The sequence below is a fragment of the Acidovorax sp. YS12 genome (assembly GCA_021496925.1).
Classification (GTDB): Bacteria; Pseudomonadota; Gammaproteobacteria; order Burkholderiales; family Burkholderiaceae_C; genus Paenacidovorax.
The window spans coordinates 1,432,434-1,451,340 of record CP053915.1 but is presented as its reverse complement, the minus strand read 5'-3'; the positions used below and the strand labels follow the sequence as shown (position 1 = coordinate 1,451,340).

Annotated in this window: 20 protein-coding genes and 1 pseudogene; 12 read left to right on the top strand and 9 right to left on the bottom strand. The window is 66.6% G+C overall.

All coding sequences use genetic code 11. The annotated features are described in order from the left end of the window. Positions 1-6: 6 nt before the first annotated feature. Positions 7-2,943 carry an N-6 DNA methylase gene (locus YS110_06540; GenBank protein ID UJB64426.1) on the bottom strand — a complete coding sequence of 979 codons (2,937 nt, stop codon included), beginning with the start codon at positions 2,941-2,943 and terminating at the stop codon, positions 7-9. Positions 2,944-3,015: 72 nt separating this feature from the next. Here YS110_06540 and YS110_06535 point away from each other — a divergent pair, with 72 nt between their 5' ends. After that, the gene (locus YS110_06535) at positions 3,016-3,222 is read left to right on the top strand and encodes a hypothetical protein (protein UJB64425.1); all 207 of its coding nucleotides are present in this window, start codon (positions 3,016-3,018) and stop codon (positions 3,220-3,222) included. Between the two features lie 260 nt (positions 3,223-3,482). On the opposite strand, the gene YS110_06530 is transcribed toward YS110_06535, so the two are convergent. After that, positions 3,483-5,324 carry a TraI domain-containing protein gene (locus YS110_06530; GenBank protein UJB64424.1) on the bottom strand — a complete coding sequence of 614 codons (1,842 nt, stop codon included), beginning with the start codon at positions 5,322-5,324 and terminating at the stop codon, positions 3,483-3,485. A gap of 317 nt (positions 5,325-5,641) precedes the next feature. Between YS110_06530 and YS110_06525 the strand changes: the two genes are divergently transcribed. The 3 genes from YS110_06525 (at position 5,642) to YS110_06515 (ending at position 7,362) form a co-directional block, all read left to right on the top strand. Then, positions 5,642-6,268 carry an integrase gene (locus YS110_06525; protein UJB64423.1) on the top strand — a complete coding sequence of 209 codons (627 nt, stop codon included), beginning with the start codon at positions 5,642-5,644 and terminating at the stop codon, positions 6,266-6,268. A gap of 12 nt (positions 6,269-6,280) precedes the next feature. Next, positions 6,281-6,913, top strand: a complete 633-nt coding sequence (locus YS110_06520) for an RES family NAD+ phosphorylase (protein ID UJB64422.1) — start codon at positions 6,281-6,283, stop codon at positions 6,911-6,913. A gap of 83 nt (positions 6,914-6,996) precedes the next feature. Continuing rightward, on the top strand, positions 6,997-7,362 hold the full coding sequence (locus tag YS110_06515) for a DUF3742 family protein (protein ID UJB64421.1): 366 nt from the start codon (positions 6,997-6,999) through the stop codon (positions 7,360-7,362). Positions 7,363-7,373: 11 nt separating this feature from the next. Here the strand turns inward: YS110_06515 and YS110_06510 are convergent, their stop codons facing one another. The 7 genes from YS110_06510 to YS110_06480 all read right to left on the bottom strand — a co-directional run bounded on the left by YS110_06510 (position 7,374) and on the right by YS110_06480 (position 13,231). After that, entirely contained in the window at positions 7,374-8,894 is a 1,521-nt protein-coding gene (locus YS110_06510) for a conjugal transfer protein TraG N-terminal domain-containing protein (protein UJB64420.1), read from the bottom strand. Positions 8,895-8,904: 10 nt separating this feature from the next. After that, the gene (locus YS110_06505; protein ID UJB64419.1) at positions 8,905-9,258 is read right to left on the bottom strand and encodes a hypothetical protein; all 354 of its coding nucleotides are present in this window, start codon (positions 9,256-9,258) and stop codon (positions 8,905-8,907) included. Next, positions 9,255-10,646, bottom strand: coding sequence for an integrating conjugative element protein (locus YS110_06500; GenBank protein UJB67375.1), 1,392 nt, complete (start codon positions 10,644-10,646; stop codon positions 9,255-9,257). Before YS110_06500 ends, YS110_06505 begins: the two co-directional genes overlap by 4 nt. A 12-nt stretch (positions 10,647-10,658) precedes the next feature. After that, on the bottom strand, positions 10,659-11,594 hold the full coding sequence (locus YS110_06495; protein ID UJB64418.1) for a TIGR03756 family integrating conjugative element protein: 936 nt from the start codon (positions 11,592-11,594) through the stop codon (positions 10,659-10,661). Next, positions 11,591-12,022 carry a TIGR03757 family integrating conjugative element protein gene (locus YS110_06490; GenBank protein ID UJB64417.1) on the bottom strand — a complete coding sequence of 144 codons (432 nt, stop codon included), beginning with the start codon at positions 12,020-12,022 and terminating at the stop codon, positions 11,591-11,593. Before YS110_06490 ends, YS110_06495 begins: the two co-directional genes overlap by 4 nt. 125 nt (positions 12,023-12,147) lie before the next feature. Beyond that, a complete protein-coding gene (gene rrtA / locus YS110_06485) occupies positions 12,148-12,771 on the bottom strand; it encodes a rhombosortase (protein ID UJB64416.1) in 624 nt (207 codons plus the stop codon). Continuing rightward, positions 12,764-13,231, bottom strand: a complete 468-nt coding sequence (locus YS110_06480) for a hypothetical protein (GenBank protein ID UJB64415.1) — start codon at positions 13,229-13,231, stop codon at positions 12,764-12,766. The genes rrtA and YS110_06480 overlap by 8 nt, the downstream gene beginning before the upstream one ends. 409 nt (positions 13,232-13,640) lie before the next feature. Between YS110_06480 and gspG the strand changes: the two genes are divergently transcribed. From gspG to gspN, 8 genes and pseudogenes are all read left to right on the top strand, one after another. Next, positions 13,641-14,045 carry a type II secretion system major pseudopilin GspG gene (gspG, locus tag YS110_06475; protein UJB67374.1) on the top strand — a complete coding sequence of 135 codons (405 nt, stop codon included), beginning with the start codon at positions 13,641-13,643 and terminating at the stop codon, positions 14,043-14,045. Then, the gene (locus YS110_06470; GenBank protein UJB64414.1) at positions 14,038-14,541 is read left to right on the top strand and encodes a prepilin-type N-terminal cleavage/methylation domain-containing protein; all 504 of its coding nucleotides are present in this window, start codon (positions 14,038-14,040) and stop codon (positions 14,539-14,541) included. The genes gspG and YS110_06470 overlap by 8 nt, the downstream gene beginning before the upstream one ends. After that, positions 14,538-14,903 (top strand): type II secretion system minor pseudopilin GspI, encoded by a 366-nt coding sequence (gene gspI, locus YS110_06465; protein UJB64413.1) that lies wholly within the window; start codon positions 14,538-14,540, stop codon positions 14,901-14,903. Before YS110_06470 ends, gspI begins: the two co-directional genes overlap by 4 nt. Then, positions 14,900-15,013 (top strand): annotated as a pseudogene (locus tag YS110_06460) (prepilin-type N-terminal cleavage/methylation domain-containing protein). The gene gspI and the pseudogene YS110_06460 overlap by 4 nt, the downstream one beginning before the upstream one ends. A gap of 509 nt (positions 15,014-15,522) precedes the next feature. Then, positions 15,523-16,425 (top strand): type II secretion system minor pseudopilin GspK, encoded by a 903-nt coding sequence (gspK, locus tag YS110_06455; protein ID UJB64412.1) that lies wholly within the window; start codon positions 15,523-15,525, stop codon positions 16,423-16,425. 102 nt (positions 16,426-16,527) lie between these two features. Further along, a complete protein-coding gene (locus YS110_06450) occupies positions 16,528-17,577 on the top strand; it encodes a general secretion pathway protein GspL (protein ID UJB64411.1) in 1,050 nt (349 codons plus the stop codon). Next, positions 17,574-18,155, top strand: a complete 582-nt coding sequence (locus YS110_06445; protein UJB64410.1) for a type II secretion system protein M — start codon at positions 17,574-17,576, stop codon at positions 18,153-18,155. Before YS110_06450 ends, YS110_06445 begins: the two co-directional genes overlap by 4 nt. Then, a complete protein-coding gene (gene gspN / locus YS110_06440) occupies positions 18,152-18,901 on the top strand; it encodes a type II secretion system protein N (GenBank protein ID UJB64409.1) in 750 nt (249 codons plus the stop codon). The genes YS110_06445 and gspN overlap by 4 nt, the downstream gene beginning before the upstream one ends. Positions 18,902-18,907: the final 6 nt, after the last annotated feature.

Sequence of the window (18,907 nt, the reverse complement as noted above, 5' to 3'; positions counted from 1 at the left end):
CGCGCGTCAGTGTAGAAACAAGCGGTTGATCACGTGGAGACCGTCGGCATACGCGCGTTCGAGCGTCATGTGTTCAGGGCCCTTGGGCTTGCAAATGATGACCTGTGAGCGTCCATTGCCTCGCTTGAGTCTTGCCGAGTCAAAGAACTGGAATCCGTCGCCATCACTTAATGCCCCCAATGCAGAATCTTCCAAGTCGCCCTGGAAGCCAAGCACAATCTCGGTCATCAACGAGTTTCCTCTACCGGCTTTGACTTCCACTTGCTCGTTCAGGCGACTAGCCAACACCTCTTCAAGCATGGCCAAATAGGTCTTCGGCACGCTTGCATCTTCTGACGGACGAGGTGTGGGCCAACGAGCGTTCTCAAGTTCACGGCGAAAGCTTGCGTAGTCCTCGAGAGGTGCCAGAAATTCCTCCATCTCCATCCGCTTCAGGATGTCTCTCGCTTTGAAAGCCGAGCAATCCCAATCAGCATGGCTTTGCAGCGAAAAAAGCGAAGGCACCACGATGCGTTCCAAATCGAGCTTCTCCGCTCGCTTCCCATCGATCTGCCAGAGCTTGCCGAACAATGCGAATTGGTACCGCGCAAAATCGCTCATCAGATATTGGCCTATGCGGGATAGCAGCTCGAGCAGAGCCGCCTCGTCGCGCTTGGGCGTTGGTTTGATCGAGAAGATCAAATTGAAAGTCGGGTTGACCGCAAAGACCTGCGAGGTGCAGTAGCAGTACTGCATGCTGCGAGCCAGGATCAGCCGAGGTCCTTTGCAGCGTGCACCGACGGAGTTCTTCGGCAGTTGCTTGATCGACAGGTCTTGAAGGTCCGGGTGAGCAGCAAAGATGGAAGTCAGGTCCGTGATGACTGAACGCCTCTCATCGCGCCACTTTGGATCAAGTTGCGCAGCAGCAGCTCTTGCAGCGCCGGGGACTTGCAATTCTGCGGCGGTCACCCCCCGCGCAAGCTCCAAACCCGCATCGTCCAGCAACCTCCGAAGAGAGGTGACTTTGTCTCCGTGGTACAGATCGATGAGCCGCTGCTTGACCCGACGGTCATACGGCTTGAGGACGAAAGCATCAAACACGCTTTCGGGGTTGGCAAACGCCATAGCGCTGGGCAGGCTGTTCACGTCGGCTCGATCGACGGCGAGCATCCACATGGCGTCGGGCTTGAAGGGCTGAGACCACAGCCGAGGCATGTAGAACCAGGTGCGTCCCATTGCTTTCGGACGTCGATTGGTGGCAAACATCAGAGCTGCCGGATCCTCAGCGCCTGCGAAGAGGTAACGCCGCCAACTGGACATGTTCACAACCAAGTCGATGTCGGCTTCCCGCGCAAAGGCCGTGACGAAACGGCCTGCGGCCGGTGCCGCAAAGGACTTGGCTGGCAGCACCAAAGCAAGCCGTCCGCCGGACTTGAGGTACTTCTTCACGACGCTCCATGCCACGTGTTGGGAGGCGTCGTGCCACTCTATTTCGTATTTCTCTACGTCGCCGCTGTGTTTGGTGACGTCGGCCAACTTCTTCCATGGCGGGTTGCCAACGGTGACGTCGAAACTGACTTCGGGAAAAAAGCGTTTGCTGGAAAAGAAGTCTGCCACGAGGATGTTCGACCCAAGCAGCCGAGGGAACACCTTTTCAGCGCTCACCTCGTTGACGCGAGACGCAAGATCTGCGGGATCGAGGTAGTCCAGAAGGTTCAGGTACAAGCTGAACGCAGCAACCTGCGCCGCCGAAGAAGATTTCTCCACCCCATAGATGCAGCGTTTGAGCAGGTCGTGTAACCTCCACAGGGAAAGGTATCGACGGCCCCGCTGTACGCCTCCTGCAAGCTCGCTTTCAACAATGTGGCGGAACGCCGCAACCAAGAAGATGCCCGAGCCACACGTCGGGTCCAGCACCTTCGTGTCGCTGTTGAACTTGCAGCTGTCTGCAACCCGATTCAACATGAAGTCCGCTAGGAACGGGCGCGTGTAGACGACGCCATCGCGATTGGCGTCTTCGACTGACTCCGTCCGGAGGAACTTCTCGTAGACAGCCGACAGGGTCTCAATGCGAATGGCAGAAAGGTCGATTGAGAACAACGCAGTTTGTCGATACTTGCCATCGTACTTCTCGCCTCTTCGGATGAAGCCGATGGCGAGATCCAGAAGGGAGGGCGTGATCAGTGAGCGCTCGTGCTCGCTGATCTGGAAAACTCCGCCGTTGAAGATTTCATCGATTCGGTCCTGCAGCGTCCAAAAATCTGACGATTGCTGTTCAAGAGAGTTCTCGCCGTCCGCTGCATCACGCTCCCAACCGTCGACGTTGATTACCTTCTTGTCGGTGAGCAAGTACGTATAGATCAGTCTGCCAATGAGTCGATTGATCAGGTCTGGCGGGATTTTCAGCTTCTCCGACTTGATGCTGTCCGCAAGGTACTCGTGCAGCCCTTCGAGACCCTCTAGCAAGGCCGTATCCACCCCCACCTTCCCCGACTTCGTGAAGTCCCGCCATGTGATGGACGCGCGCAATCGGTCGGGCGCAAGATCCCGTAGCAAAGGTGCGAGATCGCCTTCGGTCGACCAGGACAACGGCTCCCGTTGCACCGCGTCGTTCCACCGAGTGTCAGTCAAGAAGTGGAAACCACTGCAGACAATCACTTCGTCGGGACAGATGATGACCAAGCACGGTGCTTTACCCTGACTCCAAACCCAGCGATGGATGCGTCGGGCATCGTCTTCATCGTCTGCCAAGGCAATATAGACCAAGGGAGTGAAACGCTGCGAGCTGTTCGGACCCCAACGATCCTCCCAAGCGCCAAAGCACGCCTGCAACTTCGCTTGATCGTGCGCCGCCCAAAGCGTCTGCGCGACGCCAGCCACTCGGGAAAAATCGATAGGCTCGAGAAGGCCGCTGTCGCCGCGGTAACCGAGGCGTTCGCAGAAGCGTTCAACGAGGGCTAGCATGATCCCTCGAAGATACTATAAAAACACCATTTATATCCCATAATTGAGCTTTCAGTCGCCTCGCAACGTACCGTGGCACGACCCAAGCAGCAGCAGCCTTCGGAGAAACTGGTTCTGAGCGTATCTCCGCAGATACGCCAGTACCTTGACGCCCTCGTGCCGGTGGGACTCTACGGCAAAAGCGCGCCTGAGGTTGCTGCAAATCTCATGAGCCGCGCGCTCGAGCAACTCGCGCGGGATGGCCTCGTCAAGCTGCACGTCTCCGATGACGGGGACTGAGGCTTGGCCAACCGTGAGCCACGCTGCGAGGCTGAGCGAGGTACGACGCCACAAGCTTGAACGGCCGCTATACGGCCGAAACTGTGACCCTATAGGGTCTTAACCGGCTGACAGAAATCGCTGCACAGCAGAAATTCGAGGCGTCAGGCCCAGTGGCAACCATCGGTTGATTGCTGCCGGGCGCGCGTGTTGCACGAGACAACCTGATCGGCCAAATGAGAGGTGGGGCTGTGCTTGAACTGATGCACTCCGAGCCGAGTTCACGGCGCACGCAGTGAAAGATACGGATTGTTCGGCGGCAACTCCTGAAACAGCGTGGCCGGGTTGTTCAGCAGATAACCGTGCAGGCGCCGTGATTTCCGGGGGCCGGTGACCTCGCAGCTCCAGATGTTCAGGCCGTTGGGATGCTTGCGGTGCTGCAGCAGCCGCTCGAAGCGCTTCTGCACCCATTGCCAATCTTGCAGGCTTTCCTGTCTGGCCAACGCACCTACTTGCGGCTGCTCCTGTGCGTAGCGCTGGAACACGCCCGGACTGACCAGGTACGCGGTATCGCTCACGGTATGCACCAGCGCCTTCGCATCGTTGATGATGAGCTTGCGCGTGGCGATGCCCTGCCGCATCCACTCCATGAAATGCTCGCCGGATGGCTGTGCGGTCGATGCTGGCGGTGCGGGCATGGGCACAGTCATTTCCGGCACGGACGCTTCGGCGCGCGCCGCAGGTACATCGGCCGCACCGGCTTGCGCATCCAGGGGCGTGCTGGACGGTGCACCCATGCCTACCATCGCCAGCATGTCTTCCATGACGTCGGGCGCGGTTGGAGCGGCAGGCGAGGGCATGGGTGCGGCGGCTCCTGCTTCTTCCCATGGCACAGCATCCGGGCCTTCCGCTGCTTGATCGGCCGTGAACGTCGGCTGGGACAACGAGGCCTCGACGTCTTTGTCGGCAGATGCCGTGTCCATCGCCACAGTGCCCGCAAACGGCGCAGGCCGCTCGCCAGGCTCCCAGATCAGCGCGGGTGCCAGCCGCAGCAGGGTGAACGAGTGGGACCAGCCGGTGGCGCTGGTCACGGTCGCGCGCCAGATCGCCTTGCCGTCCGCTGTGGGCTGCAGCATGCCGTGGTCTTGCAGTACGTTGAATACGGCGGTGTTGTTCGCCGGGATGCCATCGACGCCCTGGGACAGCAGGTGTGCGCGGAGCTTGTCGGAAACGGTCTTGCTCACCAGCCACAGCGCATCGTCGGTGAGCCAGCCATCGGAGGCTTCGGGCTGGTTCAATTTCAGCTCTTCCTTGAGCAGGTAGCGCAGCCCGTTGACCAGCTTGCGTTGCAGCGAGTGTTTGGGCGCGGCCATGGCGCGTGCAGGATCGCCGCCCAGCTCTTGGGCAACGGAGGCGCGGTCGGCCTGCACGACTAGCTCGCCCAGCACGCCGGCGTGCTCGTACTGCCCGGCCAGGACGTAGAGCAGCGGTGCCCACAGGGGCGGATAGCCACTGAGCCAGTCCAGCAGATCGCCGTCGAGTAGTTGCCGGTAGAGCAAGCCTGTCGCAGCGCTGTGCAGGCGGTACTCGCGGTTGTCGCGGTAGCGGAAGCGGTAAGGCTGGCGCAGTGGGCCGTGCCATGGGTGCCAGGTGCTGCCATCGGCCAGCTCGACGTGCAGATCGACGGCCACCTTGCCGATGTCGTGCAGCAGTGCCGCGTAGGCGACGGCGGCGGTCCAGGCCTCGGACTGCGCGGCCTGGTCTTCGGGGCTGCTGCCGATGGGCAGCAGATGGGACTGCCGCAGCTTCAGGCTGTAGGCGACGATTTCCAGGCCATGGTCGAGCATGCCGCCGGGGTATGCGTGGTGGTGCGCTTCGGAAGCAGGAAAGGCCTGTACCAGCTCGGCGTAGCGTTCCAGCGGCGTGTGGTACAGGGTGGCGAACTGCTGACGCGAGAGCGAGGTGCGCTGCCAGATGTGTTCCAGCAGCTTCTGCCGGCGTGGCGTCGCCAGTAGCGATGCGGCGGATTCGGGCCGCAGCAGCCCTTTTGGAGGATCGGGGGCTGGCGTGGGCGATGGGGCGGTTGCGGCCGGGCGGCGTTTTCGCTGGAACAGGGAAAGCATGTGGTGTCCTGGTGGCGGGCCGAGCGGGAGGCCTTTTTTGCCTTTTCGAGGTAGGGCCTTTCCCCTTGCACCCCATTCCCTTGCCGTTTCGGCCCTTTGGCCTTTAACCGTTTGGATATAGCGTGGCCCGGCCTGCGGCTCCAGCGTCAATGTGGAATCCGCACGAATGGATTAGATGGCGACCGGGTGCCGCCCTCGGCCTATGCTGCGGGGCGCCGCTTTCGCCAAGCAGGCTCTTGCCCTCGAGTTGTTTGGTTGACAAATGCGACAAACGAGACTAAAGTGAATCCCATCTCAAACTAACCTGGGAGATGACCATGCCCACTGCCATTGAATTCATTGCCGACCGTCTGCCGCGTGTCACGGTGGAGGATGTGCGCCGCTTCGCGGATACCGTCGAAATCCGGGATGCCACGGCGTTCGCGGCTGAGTTGCAGGCGTTCGTCCACGAGCGGGTGGAGGCCGTGAAGCTGCCCGCCAACTTGGAAGGCGAAACGGTGGGGCAGGCCCTGGCGCGCAAGGCGGCCGCGCTGCGTGCCGACACGCGCTGGGCACCGAATGCAACCGACATCCAGCGAGGCCGCGCCGCGCTGCTGGAAACCTTCGGCCAGCCGCACAACCTGCCGATCCCCGAGTTCGCCAAGCTGGCGGACAAGTCGCGCCAGCAGATCTACAAGGACATCCTCGCCCGCCGGCTGCTCGCGCTGAACGTGGGGCCGCGCGGCCAGAAGCTGCCCGACTGGCAGCTCGACCCGGTGAAGCAGCAGTTGACCCAAACCGTGCTTCAAGAGGTCGAAGGCATCGACCATTGGGCGATCTACCGCGCGCTGTCCGAACCGCTCGAAGGCTTGGGCGGCCGCTCGCCGGTGGATGCGGTAACGCATCGCACGATCGACGACGTGGCCGAGGCCGTGTTCAACGTGCTGGGCGTGCAGGTGTATTGAAGCAAGGTCGCCATGAGCCGTGAGCTGCCATCGTTCCAGATTGACGCCGGCGAACTGCTCCAGCACGTGAGCCGTGTCGTCTATCGAGGCAGTCCGCTGTTCTATGGCCGCAGTAGCACGAATCGCTACGATGATCCGGCGCGGGCCTATGGCGTGCTCTACCTGGGGCGCGACCTGCCCACGGCGCTGATGGAGTCAGTGTTTCACAAGCACCAGTGGCTTGCGGACACGCAACGCTCGATCGCGCTGAAAGAAGTCCAGGCCCGGATGGTGCGCGCAGTAGGCGTGCTGGACCATGCGCTCCTGGCCGACCTCACGGCGCCGGGCGTCATGGCGGGCTACTTCGGCCTGAACCTGGAGCAGTTGGCCAGCCGCGACTACACGCACACGCAGCAGGTGTCCGCCCAGGTGCATGCGGTGCTCGGAAACGATGGCCAGCCGCTGTTCGACGGGGTGCTCTACCCGTCGCGCAACAACTATCCCGCCAAGAGCATCGCCCTGTTCGAGCGGGCGGGAGCGAAGGTCAGCGTCATCGGGGACATCGACCTGGCTGACCATGTGGACTGGCCGCGTTTCGTTGCTGCCTACCGCATCGGCGTGGAGCCCGACCCCGGCCCAGTAGAACCGGATGACGAAGAATCCTGAAGCAGCCAGAGAACACATTGAAGTCACAAACAGAACTGAATTGGAACAAACTGGAGTAGCCACCCCTGTAACAGGAGACGGTCATGAACACGACAGCCCGCATCAGCACCGCAGAACGCCTCGGCCGCGCCTTTGGCCGGGGATGGCGTGCCTATGCGCGTGGCGAACGGAGGGCGTCGAACTGGCTGGTTTCCAAGGGCGTGCCGCAGGTTGGTGCCGGCGTGCTGCTGTGGGTGGTCAAGCTGGCTGTGCTCGGGGTGCTGCTCTACGTTGCTTTCTGGTTCGCACTCGTGCTGCTGGGCGTGGCAGCTGCGGGATGGGCGGCTGCTGCCAATACCTCGGATGACGGCGAGTGGCCCTTCACCGACCTGACCGAGTTGCGTAAAACGCCGGGCTACGATCCCAATCTGTACAACGACACGTCGCACGAGTTGTACACAGACGACTGACCGGCCCCGCGCTACTTCAGCTTGCCCCCGGTGAGCGCCCCGGCGCCCTTGCCGCCAGCTTGGCCGGCACTCTTGCTGCCATCAGAAAGTCCCTGGATGGCGTGCCCAGCCCGAATCCCAACCCACGTAAGGCTCGCCAGCCAAAATCCCGGTAAGGCCAAGAACATCGTGCCCATGACGAAGTTCAGCAGCATGTCCCCGAACGCATTGTTCAGCCCCACCAGCGGATCAAAATTGCTGTGCGGCCGGTTCCACCCCCATCCCTGCCCGTAGAGCGCATCAAGGATGGTGCTGTCGATCCAGCGTCCAAGCTGGAACCAGAAATCCACGAAGAACAGCGCGAACTGCACGACGCTGACGGTCACGACCGTCTTCAAGTCATAGGTGCCCACGACCAGCACCAGCGGGATGCAGATGACCAGCGCCATCTTGAGCAGTGCAAGCACCATGGGCAGCGCCTGGCGCACCACGTCCATGGCAGGAAACGCCGCCATCGCACCGGACGCCATCCCCAGGTCACCCGCGGCCCGCGTCACGATGTTCGGCAGGGACTTGTCGATCTGGCCGCCGTAGTCCGTGTAGACGCTGCCCTGGTTCAGTTTCTGCTGCCGCGGCGCCGCGATCGTGCGGATAACCGAGTCGTCCGCCTCGGCCCGGCTCAGGAGCCCCGCCCAGCCCGCCAAGCGATTCAACAGGCTCGGGTCCACCTGACCCAGCAGGCGTGCCCGCAGGCCGTTGCCGCCATCGGCCCACCACTGCCTGCAGGTCGGATAGCCGCCACCACTGTTGACCTGCGCAAGCCCTGCGTCGCGGGTGCTGTCGTAGGGCCAGGCGTCGCGCGGCGTGCTGGACCGATAGCTGTCGTAGTAGCCGCCCGTCTCCGTGAAGAAGCGCGAGCCGATCCAGGTCACGTCGTGCATCTGCGCGTCGTCCAACTGAGGGCGCAGCATGAACAGCTTGGCGCGCGCCGGGCCGTAGCAGTCGTGCGTGAAGTCGGCCACTTCCTGGGCCAGCACGGGATCGTTGATGCGTGTGGCGTCGATCTCCATGCGCATCTGCCGCAGGTCGGCGCCGCACGGGATCGCCGCCACCGAGGCGCCGGTGACGGCGCGTGACAGCACATGCATGAAGGCCCACCAGACCGGCAGCTTCGCCGACTGGTTGTTGAGCGTGCTGAAGGACTGCGACCAGCCTGTGTCCGTGGGCTGCGGCACGCTGACCTGGCACTGTGCGGAACGCGAGCTGTCGTACTGGATAGTGCCCAGGTTCACGTCCATGAACGGGATGCCCGCGAACATCACCACCACGATGGCCACGAACACCCGGTTCTCGATGCGCGCCGCCGAGAGTACCCCCTTGTTGCCTTCGTCGGCACCTTCCGCACGGGCCTTGAGCCATTCCTGCACGACGATCGCCAGAAAGGGCAGGGCGAATACCCCGCTCGCCACCAGCACTGCCCAGATGCCGTTATGGACGATCCAGGATACGAGGGTCAGGTAATACTCCAGATAGTCGGTCGTCAAAATCGTCATGGCCCGTCCCTCAACCCTGCATCCAGAGGCTGGCTTCCAGCGCAGCGATGGCGACGACGCCGGCGATCTCGCTGCGCACCAGGCGCCGCGCGTGCGCGTCGGCTTCCCGCGCCAGCAGCCGGCGGCGCATCCACAGCCATCCGTATGCCGTCGCCCCGTACAGGCACAGCCGCCACACCAGGAAGTAGCCCGAGGCGGCCGCCAGCCACCGCTCCCAGCCGGCCACGCTGCCCACAAGGTAGATGCCGGCAATATTGGCGCCCACGGCGGCGGCGATGAGCACCGCCGTCCACAGCAGCGCCTTCGCCGCGCTCCGGCTGAACAGCCAGCGCGGGCGCAACCAGGCCGCGCGCATCCGGCTCATGGCGTGCTCCCGGGACGCCCCTTCTGCAACTTGTCGAGCCGGTCGGGCACCGGATCACCCTCGTAGATCCCGCGCGAGCCCGCTGCCCGCGTGCCGTGGCGCTGGATGATCGCCATGGGCGAGTTGCTCGCCAGCTCGCGCCGCAGTTCCAGTTCGGTCTTGAGATTGCGGATTTCCCGGTCGAGCGTGTCGCTCTCCTTGTTCACGGCCTCGACCGCGAGTTCGTTGGCCGCGACATTGGGCTCCTTCTTCCCGGTGAGCAGCGTGCGTTGCAGCAGCAGTGCCTTCTCCAGCACCGACGACAGGGCGACCTCCGATGCGAGGCGCCGCGCCAGCAGGTCCTGGTCCGGCTCATCGCGCAGCGCCTCGACCACGCTGCGCGTGATGGGCAGCGACGCGCTACCAGCCTCGCGCAGGTTCTCCGGCGTCGTGTTCTTCGCTTTGGAGACCAAATCTTGCAGCGCCTGCAGCTTGACGTCGTACTCCTCCTGGATCAGCGGCGTCAGGCCCACACCAGGCACGGTCTGGGTCTTGGTGCAGGAATCGCAGGTGCGCTGCTCCTTCTCGCCCAGCACCCGCGTGGCCCACTCGACGGCCGCTTGGGGCGTTGTCCAGGCCTGGCAGGCCAGGCTGTTGCAACTGGATGGGGCCATCGCGGTGGTGTCCGTGACGCTGCGGCCGTTGACCAGGTTGTAGCCCGCGCGCGTCACGTCGCTGACCACCTTGATCGGCGGCTGGCTGGTGCCGCCCGCGTTGCTGCCGCCGACCCAGGGCACGCCGCCGTTGCCCCGGCGTTTCTCCGCCTGCTCGACGGCCGATACGGCGTCGGTGCTGGCGACGGCTTCGCGCAGCGCCATGCCTTCGGCCACACGGCTCCAGCCCAGTTGCCCGCCCGCCATGTCCGCCATCTTCTCGGCCATCGCCCGGCAGGTGAGCTTGGAGCGGTCGAAGTCCAGTCGCGCCTGCAGCACGCCATTCGTGAGCAGGTTGTACAGGCCCGGATCGGCGCGCTGGATGATCAGCGCGGGCAGCGACGCCACCGCGCTGGTGGCGCTCTGGATCACGCTGCTCATGATCTGCTGGAAGCCCTGTGTGATGCCGTTGAGCTGGTTCTTGAGCGTCGTCGTGATGCTCATGTCGCCGCAGACCAAATTGCTGTTCCAGCCCACGCCCACGCCGATCGAACGCATGCCTGGGGCATGCCCCATGGAGACCGCGTTTCCCCCTCCGATGGAGTACATGACGTCATCGCCGATGACGCTGCCGCTGCTCTGGTAGCGCAACTGCCCCCAGGCCAGCCCGCATGCCACGGCCATGGCACAGGCCAGTGCAACCGGGCCAAACCGGCGGCCTGTGGTGCCAACGTGCTTGGTTTCAGGACGTTTCATCATGGCACCTCATCAGAAATCGACACTGCCCAGGAACACCTGCCCGACGCGCATGCAGCAGGCATAGGGCCGCCACAGCGCCCAGGCGTAGTCGCCTTGCTGGGCCTGGGTCAGGAAGCCGCCGCGCGGGAACACGGTGCAGGAGGGCGACAGGACGGGCGTCAGTTCCTGCCACTTGCCCGTCGAGGCATTGCCTTCCACCAGCGCGCCCGCCGGCCAGTAACCGGGCCGCGGACTCGCCAGCAAGGGCTGATAGACGTGCGGTTGCCCGAGCCGGGTGACGACATCGCCTGCGCGCTGGGCCACGACCGCCCCCGCCTTGTGATCGTCGGACTGGTGCAGGAATCCGCCACGCGGGTACACGTTGCCCCACAGATTGAGCGTGGTGCGCGCGCCGACCTCGCGCAGGCCGGGGATCAGCGCCTCGGGGTAAGCCATCTCCGGCACGTTGTAGCGCCAGGCCAGCGTGTCCAGGGTGCTCAGCAGGTAGGGCGCGAACGCCGTGCCTGCTCCCTGGCAGGCCAAGCCGAAGGTGCTGGTGAACAGGCCGAGCGTCGATCCCCCGGGGTGGCCGATCACGTCGGCGTTCTTGAACTTCGCCAGGTTGTTCTCGTGATCTTCGTTGGTCGTGCCGTCGCCGCCGCCCAGGGCCGTCGGGTTGGGCAGGCTGAGCGCCCGCATCTCCAGCCAGGGGTTCTCGCCGGTGTTCGAGTAACTGGACACCACGGCATCGGGAACGTAGTGCCTGACCTTGACCGACGTGCGCACCGTGCATCCCGTCCAGGTGCAGTACAGCCAGTAGCAGATGCCGACGACGCGGTATTCCAGGCAATCGAGCGAACGCGAGGACGCGATGATCGTTGCGGTATCGAGCAGTGCGAACGACGGCGAGGCGAGGGTCAGAAAAAGCGCGCCGATGGCACGGCGCAGGCGGCGGGCGGGCATCATGGCTGCGCAGCCCTGTACGCAGCGACCCGCGCCGTCGCCTTGGCCACGTCCGTCTCGCCGTACACCACGTAGCGCCTGTCCACGATGACCGCGGGAATCGTCGTGACGCGCAGGCTCCAGGCATCGACCACGCCCTGGTAGGCCGGCGCGATGCGGCGTTGCAGCGCCGCGCCGCCATCCCCCAGGCGCTGCCGGACGAGCGCAGCGCTGCGCGCAGGGTCGGCAGGCAGATGCGCGGCCAGTTCCGCCTCGATGCGCGCAGGCGCATCCAGCAAAATCACCCGCGTTCCCGCAGGTGCCCGCACCGGATGGCGGCTATCGGTGACGGCGATGACGTCCGCGGCGAAACAGCAGACGCTGACCAGCAGCGCGCACAAGCCGATGAAGGGCTTGCATCGCGGATCCAGGGAGCGGGGAAGGAAGGGCATGTCGAGCCACCGCGAAGTTGATCATGGCGGTAGTCGAACCCATCGGGCGGCGGCGCGCGACAGACAATAGGAAATCGCCTCGCTCCCATTGTTTCGCGTGCGCAGGGATCGCGGGTGTTGGGTTTTCAGCCCCGAAGCGGCCGGTCGCCTCTCGCTTTGCTGCGGGGCATCCGCTGGGCAAGGGGCGCTGCCAGTAGCCCCAGGAAGGCCAGTCCATACCCGTAGAGGTGGGCGACGCTGGCGATGGCGCCGCCGATCAGGCGCTCCTCGGATTGCAGTGGCCCGGTGAGCCATTGCCGCAGCATCCAGCCCGTGATGGCGATGAGGGCAGCGATCGCAACGGCGTCCAGTCTCCGCGCTTGCGGCGCCAGGCCCAGCACGAACAGGCCATAGAGCACCCCGGACAGCCCCACATAGGGTAGCGCCTCGGGGGAGAGGCGGTACAGGCACAGGCTGATGCCGAGGGCGAGGGCGCCGATTCGCAGGGCGAGCCATCCGTTGAAAACCGCCGGCGCAAGCGCGCAGCACACGAAGACCCCCGCGGCGTTGAGCAGCGCGTGGGGCCAGCTCAGATGCACGGCATGCGCCGTGAACAAGCGCCACCACTCGCCGCGCGCCACCGCGGCGGATTCCAGGCGCAGCGCCAGCCGCGCACCGTCACCTGCCGCTTGAAGGATGAGCAGAAGGAATGCCAGCGCACCGGCCCACGCCCACGCGGAGCGCAGGAGCCGTGAGGGTGCGTCAGCCATTGCCGGGCGCAGGACCGGCGGGGATGAATCCATCCACGGCTGCCGGCCGCGCGGGGGTAGGCAGACGCTCGACCGTGCCGTCCTGGTCAATCAGCACGGCGTCGGCCTGGATGCCCGCCAGGGTCACGCCGGGCGCCAGGGCCTGGCCGACCCGGTAGGCCTGGGGCAGCCCGCCGTTGATGGCCAGCAGCACCGCGCCGCCTGTCTCGTGGGCCATCAGCCCCGCGACGGTGACGCGCAGGCGTGAACTGCCGCCGCCGAACCATCGGGCGACCAGCGCCGTGTCCGTGCCCTGGGCGGCGGCGACCCCCAGCGCGGGCGGCATGGCAGCGGGGGAGGGCGCGAGCAGCAGCGCTCCCCAGACGCCCACGCCTGCGGCGAACGCCACAAGCCCGAGCTGGCGGCTGGCGGCGGGCCAGTCCACGGCGTGCGACAGGGGGAGAAACGGGTTCTTCTGCATGGACGAAGGCCCGGTCAAGGGCTTGATGGTGGCGGATGCCAGGCCCGCAAGCTGACGGCATCGCCTCGCTACAGGGAGATTGGCAGGGCGGGGCACCGCCTTTCAGGCGCGCTCACCGGGCCGATAAACCGGAAAGTTTCCCCCGAAAAGGTTGCATGGGGGTAATGACAATTGTCAACCCCTCCCGCGCGCCGAATGCCGTATTATTACGCAAATGAGAAGCGTTCGCATGTTGGTGAATTGATTCCATTGGGCTGAGCAGTCGCGGAACGGCTTCTCGTGCAGCGCCGTTTTTCCGCCGAGGCGGTCGGAGACCACTCCCGCCTCGTGCCCTTGTTTCCCTTTGTTTTGGGTTCTGATGAAACGCTTGTTTTTTGCCCCCGCGCTCGCCCGCGGCCGGCTCGCGTCGATGCACGGGTTCTCGCTGATCGAGATCATGGTCGTGGTCGTCATCATGGGCATCCTCGCCGCGCTCATCGTGCCGAACGTCATGGAGCGCCCCGACCAGGCGCGTGCCGTCGCGGCGCGCCAGGACATTGGCGCGATCGTGCAGGCGCTCAAGCTCTACCGGCTGGACAACGGCCAGTATCCTTCGGCGCAAGGCCTGCGCGCGCTTGTCGGCGCACCGTCCGGCGGGCAGCTTGGCGGCAATGCACGCTCGTACCTCGACAAGCTGCCCACCGATCCCTGGGGCCGTCCGTACCAGTACCTCAATCCGGGTGCGCACGGCGAGATCGACGTCTTCTCCCTGGGTTCTGACGGGCGTCCGGGCGGCACGGGGCCGGCGGCAGACATTGGGTCCTGGGATGGGTAGCCGAAGCAAAGGCCAGCACGGTTTCACGCTCCTCGAACTGATGGTGGTGCTGGTCGTCATCGGCATTGCCACGGCCATGGTGGGGTTGGGTGTCGGCGCCGTCGGCTCGGCGGCGCACGATCTGCGCGAAGACGCACGGCGTCTCGCGCAGTTGTTCCCTGTCGCGCAGGCGCAGGCGCGTACCAGCGGGCAGCCCATCGTCTGGGAGTACGACGAAGACGGCTACAGCTTCCGTCACCTGCCGCGCGCCCTGGTGCTGCCGGCCGACATGGCGATGTACGGCCCTGTCGGGCGCGCGGGCGCCTTGAACAACGCAGCGCTGCGTCCCCGGCAGTGGAATGCCGCGGGGCGCATGCGTGTGCATGTCGAGCCTGCGGGCGCCGAACAGTTCGATGGCGAATGGATGCCCGCGCTGATGACGGTCGAGCTGAGCGACGGCCAGACCACGGTCGCCGTGCGGCGCCATGGCGATGGCAGCTACGAGGTGGTGCCATGAAGCGCCTGTGCGGCTTCACCCTCATCGAGGTGCTGGTGGCGCTGGCCATCGTCGGCGTTTCGCTGGGCGCGGTTCTGCGCACCCTGGGCGTCGGCGTCGATGGCGTGCTGGGCATGCGCGAGCGCAGCCTGGCCCAGTGGGCGGCCGAGAACCGCCTGGCCGAGCTGCGCCTTCAGCGCACCCTGGTCAACCCGGGCGAATACCAGCAGCCGTGCCCCCAGGGCGCGCTCGCGCTGGTCTGCCATGCGGTGGTTCGGGTGTCCGCCAACAACGGTTTCCGGCAGGTCACGGTGCGCGTGCGCCTGGCCGACGACGGCCCGGTGCTTGCCGAGCTGCACGGCCTTCTTTCGAGCCTGCCATGACTGCAATGAGCCGGCTGCGCGGTTTCACGCTTCTCGAAGTGCTGGTGGCCATCACCTTGATGGCCATCCTGAGCCTCATCGGCTGGCGCGGGCTGGATGCGGTCGAGCGCACCAGCGAACGCATCTTCCTGCATGCGGACGACACACTCGCGCTGATCCGCGTGGTGGGCCAGATCGAGCGCGACATCCGCCAGCATGCCGACATCGATATCCTGCCGCCCGCGCCGATCCGGCCGGCGGCAAGTGCGCCGTCGAACGTCCCCGCCGCGCAGCCGCCCGCGGGCGCATTGCCGCCCGGCATCGCCGCGGGCAACAAGGAACTGGCACTGGTGCGCGCCGCGGGCGACGGGGCGTGGCAGCGTGTGCGCTGGCGCTTCGAGAACGGCGCGCTCCATCGCGCGGTAGGGCCCGCGAGCGCGACGCTGCCCCTGCCCGACGTAGCGAACGACGACGTGGTGCTGGAGCCGGTCGAGGACTTCTCCGTGCGCGCATGGCTGTCCGGCCGCGGCTGGACCGCGCCGCCGCTGCCCGCCGCCACGGTGGCCACCGGGCTGGAGGTCGTCGTCGTGCGCGCGGGGAAGACCGGGGCCGAACCGTACCGCAAGGTGGTGCTGCTGCCATGAAAGCCCTTTCGCGATTCCACCAGCGCGGCGCGGCCATCATCGCCGCGCTGCTCATCGCGCTGGCCGCCACCGTGGCGGCGGCCGCGGTCCTTCAGCGCCAGGGCCTGCTCGTGGACACGCTGGTGGGCGAGCGCGACCGCGCGCAGGCCGAATGGATACTGCGCGGCGGACTCGACTGGGCGCGCATCATCCTGCGCAACGACGGCGTACGCAGCCCCACCACACGGCTCGACGGCGTCTGGGCGCAGCCCATCGTCGGCCTGAACGTCAGCGCGTTCGACGACGGCCGCGAGGCGCTGTTTTCCGGGCGCATCGAGGACGAACAGGGCAAGTACAACCTGCGCCACCTCGTGTCAAAGGGCAAGATCCTCCCCGAGGAAGTCGAGGCGCTGGGCCGCCTGTTCACTTCGCTGGACATCCCCGCCGGACTGGCGGGCGCCGTGGCGCAGCGCCTGCTGGATGCCGAGCCGATCGAGGACGAACCGGCGCGCGCGCCCGGCCTGCGCAGGCTGGCCGACCTGGCCGGGCTGCCGGGCATGACCGCCGAGCAACTGCGCATCCTGCGTCCCTACCTGACCGTGCTGCCGGGCGCCACCGCCGTCAACGTCAACACCGCGAGCGCCGAGGTGCTGGGCACTGCGCTGCCCAGCCTGCCGCTGGCGGCCGCGCGTGAACTCATCACCGAGCGCGACCGTGGGCTGTGGTTCACCAGCGGCGCCGATTTCTTCAACCGCCTGGGCACCAGCGCAGGCGCCACTACGGGGAGGGTGGCCGTGCGCAGCGACTGGTTCCTTGTTTCCGGCGAGGTGGCCGTGAACGAGGCCGTGGTGGGCGTGCAGGCGCTGCTGCAGCGCCGTGCAGGCCAGCAGCCGGTCGTCCGCTGGATGGTGGGCGGATAGGACGATGGCCATGGCAAATAAATGTGAACAAAAATGGCCTATAGCGCTTGCCAGTAAAGCGCTTGAAGCTATCAAATCAAGAGTATTTGGGGCGGCCCGGTGATGAAGAAGCACCTGCGCCTCGCGCTGCCGCCCCTGGCCCGCCTCGTTCCCGGGTCCCCCTGCGCCTTCGCGCTGGTGGACCGCCATGGCGCGCTGCTGCGCGCGGGCGAACTGCCGCTCGACCGCATCGCCGCCGAGGTCCCCGTCGAGCACCTGCACGCCATCCTGGCGCCAGGCGATGCGATCACCGTCAGCGTGCCGGTGCCGCCGCTGCCCCCGCGCCAGATGGATGCGGCCGTGGCTTCCGCCATCGAGCCGCTGGCGCTGTCGGACATTGCCGATCTGTGCATCGCCCACGGCCCGCGCGGTGCCAGCGGCGAGGCGGCCGTGGCCTGGGCGGAGCGCCGCGCCATCGCCCGCGCCTGGGAGCTGCTGGACGCGGCGGGCCTCCAGGTGGCCGCCATCGTCCCGCACGAGTTGGCCCTGCCGGCGGACGATCCGCATCCCGACAGCCCGTTGTCGCTGCCCGCCGACGCACGCTGGCTGGCGCCGCTGCCGGGCTGGTCGCTGGCCCGCAGCGACGTGCGGCCCGCGAGCCGGTCGCGCCCCTGGCGCGGTGCCATCGCCTGGGCTGGCGCCGCCGCGCTGCTGTGGCTCGCGGGGCTGCACTTCTACGCCGGCCAGCAGGAGCGGGAAATCGTCGCCTTGCAGGACGGCATGCAAGGCATCGTGCAGGAAACCTTCCCGCAGATTCCCATGGTGATCGCGCCCCTCAAGCAGGCCGCCGATGCGCGCGACGCCCTGCGGCTGGCGCGCGGCGTGGCGGGCGGGGACGACTTCATGCCCCTCGCGCTGGGCGCCGCCCGCGTGCTGCCCTTCGCCGCCGGCCACGTGCGCGCCATGCGCTTCGCGGAGGGAACCCTGACGCTGACCCTCGCGGAAGGCTACGCGCCGCCGGGCAACGAAGCCGCGCTGGTGCAGGCCGCCGCCGCCCAGGCGCTGAACCTGGAAAAGGACAAGCAGCTCCTGCACACCTGGCACGTGCGCCGCGCGGCCTCGCCCGCGCAAGCAGGGGCGCAAGGTGGAGCGCAAGGGGGAGGGCGGCCATGAGCGTGCAGCGCCTGATCGAACAAATCCAGGTGCCGCAGGCCTGGCGCGTGCGCGCCGATGGCCTGCGCCGCCAGGCCGCGGCGTGGTGGGAGCACCACCCGCCCCACGAACGCTGGCTGCTCGGTGCCTGCGCCGCGCTGGCGGTGGCGGCGATCGTCTGGCTGGCGGTGCTGCGGCCCGCCTGGCGGACACTGGCCGAGGCACGTGAACAACTGCCGCTGCTGCGCAGCGAAATGGTGCAGGTGCAGGCCATCGTGCGCGAGGCCCAGGCCCTGCAACAAGGCCGCTCCGGCAGCGTGGCGGCTTCGCAGGTACTTGCGGCCTTGAAGGGCAGCCTGGCGCGCGCCGGCCTGGACGACACCGTGACCGCCGCCGAGAACGGCACGGGACGCTGGGAGATCACGGTCGATGGCGCGGGTGCCGCGCGCCTGATGGATTGGCTCGCGAGCGTGCCCCTGCTGGTGCAGACGCAAACCCGTTCGGTGGTGCTGGAGCGCACCGTCGTCGAGGGGCGCGAGCGGCCCGGCGCCGTCAGCGGCCGGGTCGTCCTGGCACGGGATGAGGGGGCGGCCCGATGAAGCGCAGGCTGTTGCATGCCGCCCTGCTGGTGCTGGTGGCGGGGGTGTGCGCCCTCGCGGTGATGCCCGCGCGCTGGCTTGTCGCCGCGCTGCCTGCCTCAGGGCTGCTGGTGGCCGTCGATGCCGGCGGCTCGATCTGGTCGGGCAATGCGATGCTGGCCGTCGGGCGGCCCGAACTGCGCCGCGCGCTGCCCGAGCCGCTGCGCTGGGAACTGCGCTGGAGCGGCGGGCCGCATTTCGCCGTCACGCATCCGGCGCTGGGCGGGGAAGTGCGCATCGCACCCTCCTGGCGTGGCCTGCGCGCGTCGGCGCAGACACTGCGCCTGCCCGCCAGCGTATTGCCGACGCTGCACGCCACGCTCGGCGCGCTCAATCCCGGCGGCGAACTGGTGCTGAGCTGGCCCGACACCACCCTGGGACTGGCCCTGGAGCAGGGCGGCAGTCCGGTGCTCGACGTGCGCTGGAACAACGCCACGTCGTCGCTGGCGCGCGTGCGCCCGCTGGGCGCCTACCGCATCGAACTCACCCGTGGCGAGGCCGGGCGCATCGACGTCTCCCTGTCCACGCAGTCCGGCCCGCTGATGCTGCAAGGGCAGGGCACCTATGCCCCGGAGGGCGGCCTGCGCTTCGATGGCACCGCCCGGGCCGAAGCCACGGCCCCGCCCGACACCCGCGCCGCCCTCGGCGACCTGCTCAACGCCATCGGCCCGCGCCAGGGCGACATCCACTCATTGAAGTTCCGCTAGGAGGTC

Bases quoted from the DNA above. Each gene is read 5' to 3' on its own strand.
- YS110_06540 (UJB64426.1), bottom strand. From the start codon at position 2,943: ATGCTAGCCCTCGTTGAACGCTTCTGCGAACGCCTCGGTTACCGCGGC.
- YS110_06530 (UJB64424.1), bottom strand. From the start codon at position 5,324: ATGCTTTCCCTGTTCCAGCGAAAACGCCGCCCGGCCGCAACCGCCCCA.
- YS110_06525 (UJB64423.1), top strand. From the start codon at position 5,642: ATGCCCACTGCCATTGAATTCATTGCCGACCGTCTGCCGCGTGTCACG.
- YS110_06520 (UJB64422.1), top strand. From the start codon at position 6,281: ATGAGCCGTGAGCTGCCATCGTTCCAGATTGACGCCGGCGAACTGCTC.
- YS110_06515 (UJB64421.1), top strand. From the start codon at position 6,997: ATGAACACGACAGCCCGCATCAGCACCGCAGAACGCCTCGGCCGCGCC.
- YS110_06510 (UJB64420.1), bottom strand. From the start codon at position 8,894: ATGACGATTTTGACGACCGACTATCTGGAGTATTACCTGACCCTCGTA.
- YS110_06505 (UJB64419.1), bottom strand. From the start codon at position 9,258: ATGAGCCGGATGCGCGCGGCCTGGTTGCGCCCGCGCTGGCTGTTCAGC.
- YS110_06500 (UJB67375.1), bottom strand. From the start codon at position 10,646: ATGAAACGTCCTGAAACCAAGCACGTTGGCACCACAGGCCGCCGGTTT.
- YS110_06495 (UJB64418.1), bottom strand. From the start codon at position 11,594: ATGATGCCCGCCCGCCGCCTGCGCCGTGCCATCGGCGCGCTTTTTCTG.
- YS110_06490 (UJB64417.1), bottom strand. From the start codon at position 12,022: ATGCCCTTCCTTCCCCGCTCCCTGGATCCGCGATGCAAGCCCTTCATC.
- rrtA (UJB64416.1), bottom strand. From the start codon at position 12,771: ATGGCTGACGCACCCTCACGGCTCCTGCGCTCCGCGTGGGCGTGGGCC.
- YS110_06480 (UJB64415.1), bottom strand. From the start codon at position 13,231: ATGCAGAAGAACCCGTTTCTCCCCCTGTCGCACGCCGTGGACTGGCCC.
- gspG (UJB67374.1), top strand. From the start codon at position 13,641: ATGCACGGGTTCTCGCTGATCGAGATCATGGTCGTGGTCGTCATCATG.
- YS110_06470 (UJB64414.1), top strand. From the start codon at position 14,038: ATGGGTAGCCGAAGCAAAGGCCAGCACGGTTTCACGCTCCTCGAACTG.
- gspI (UJB64413.1), top strand. From the start codon at position 14,538: ATGAAGCGCCTGTGCGGCTTCACCCTCATCGAGGTGCTGGTGGCGCTG.
- gspK (UJB64412.1), top strand. From the start codon at position 15,523: ATGAAAGCCCTTTCGCGATTCCACCAGCGCGGCGCGGCCATCATCGCC.
- YS110_06450 (UJB64411.1), top strand. From the start codon at position 16,528: ATGAAGAAGCACCTGCGCCTCGCGCTGCCGCCCCTGGCCCGCCTCGTT.
- YS110_06445 (UJB64410.1), top strand. From the start codon at position 17,574: ATGAGCGTGCAGCGCCTGATCGAACAAATCCAGGTGCCGCAGGCCTGG.
- gspN (UJB64409.1), top strand. From the start codon at position 18,152: ATGAAGCGCAGGCTGTTGCATGCCGCCCTGCTGGTGCTGGTGGCGGGG.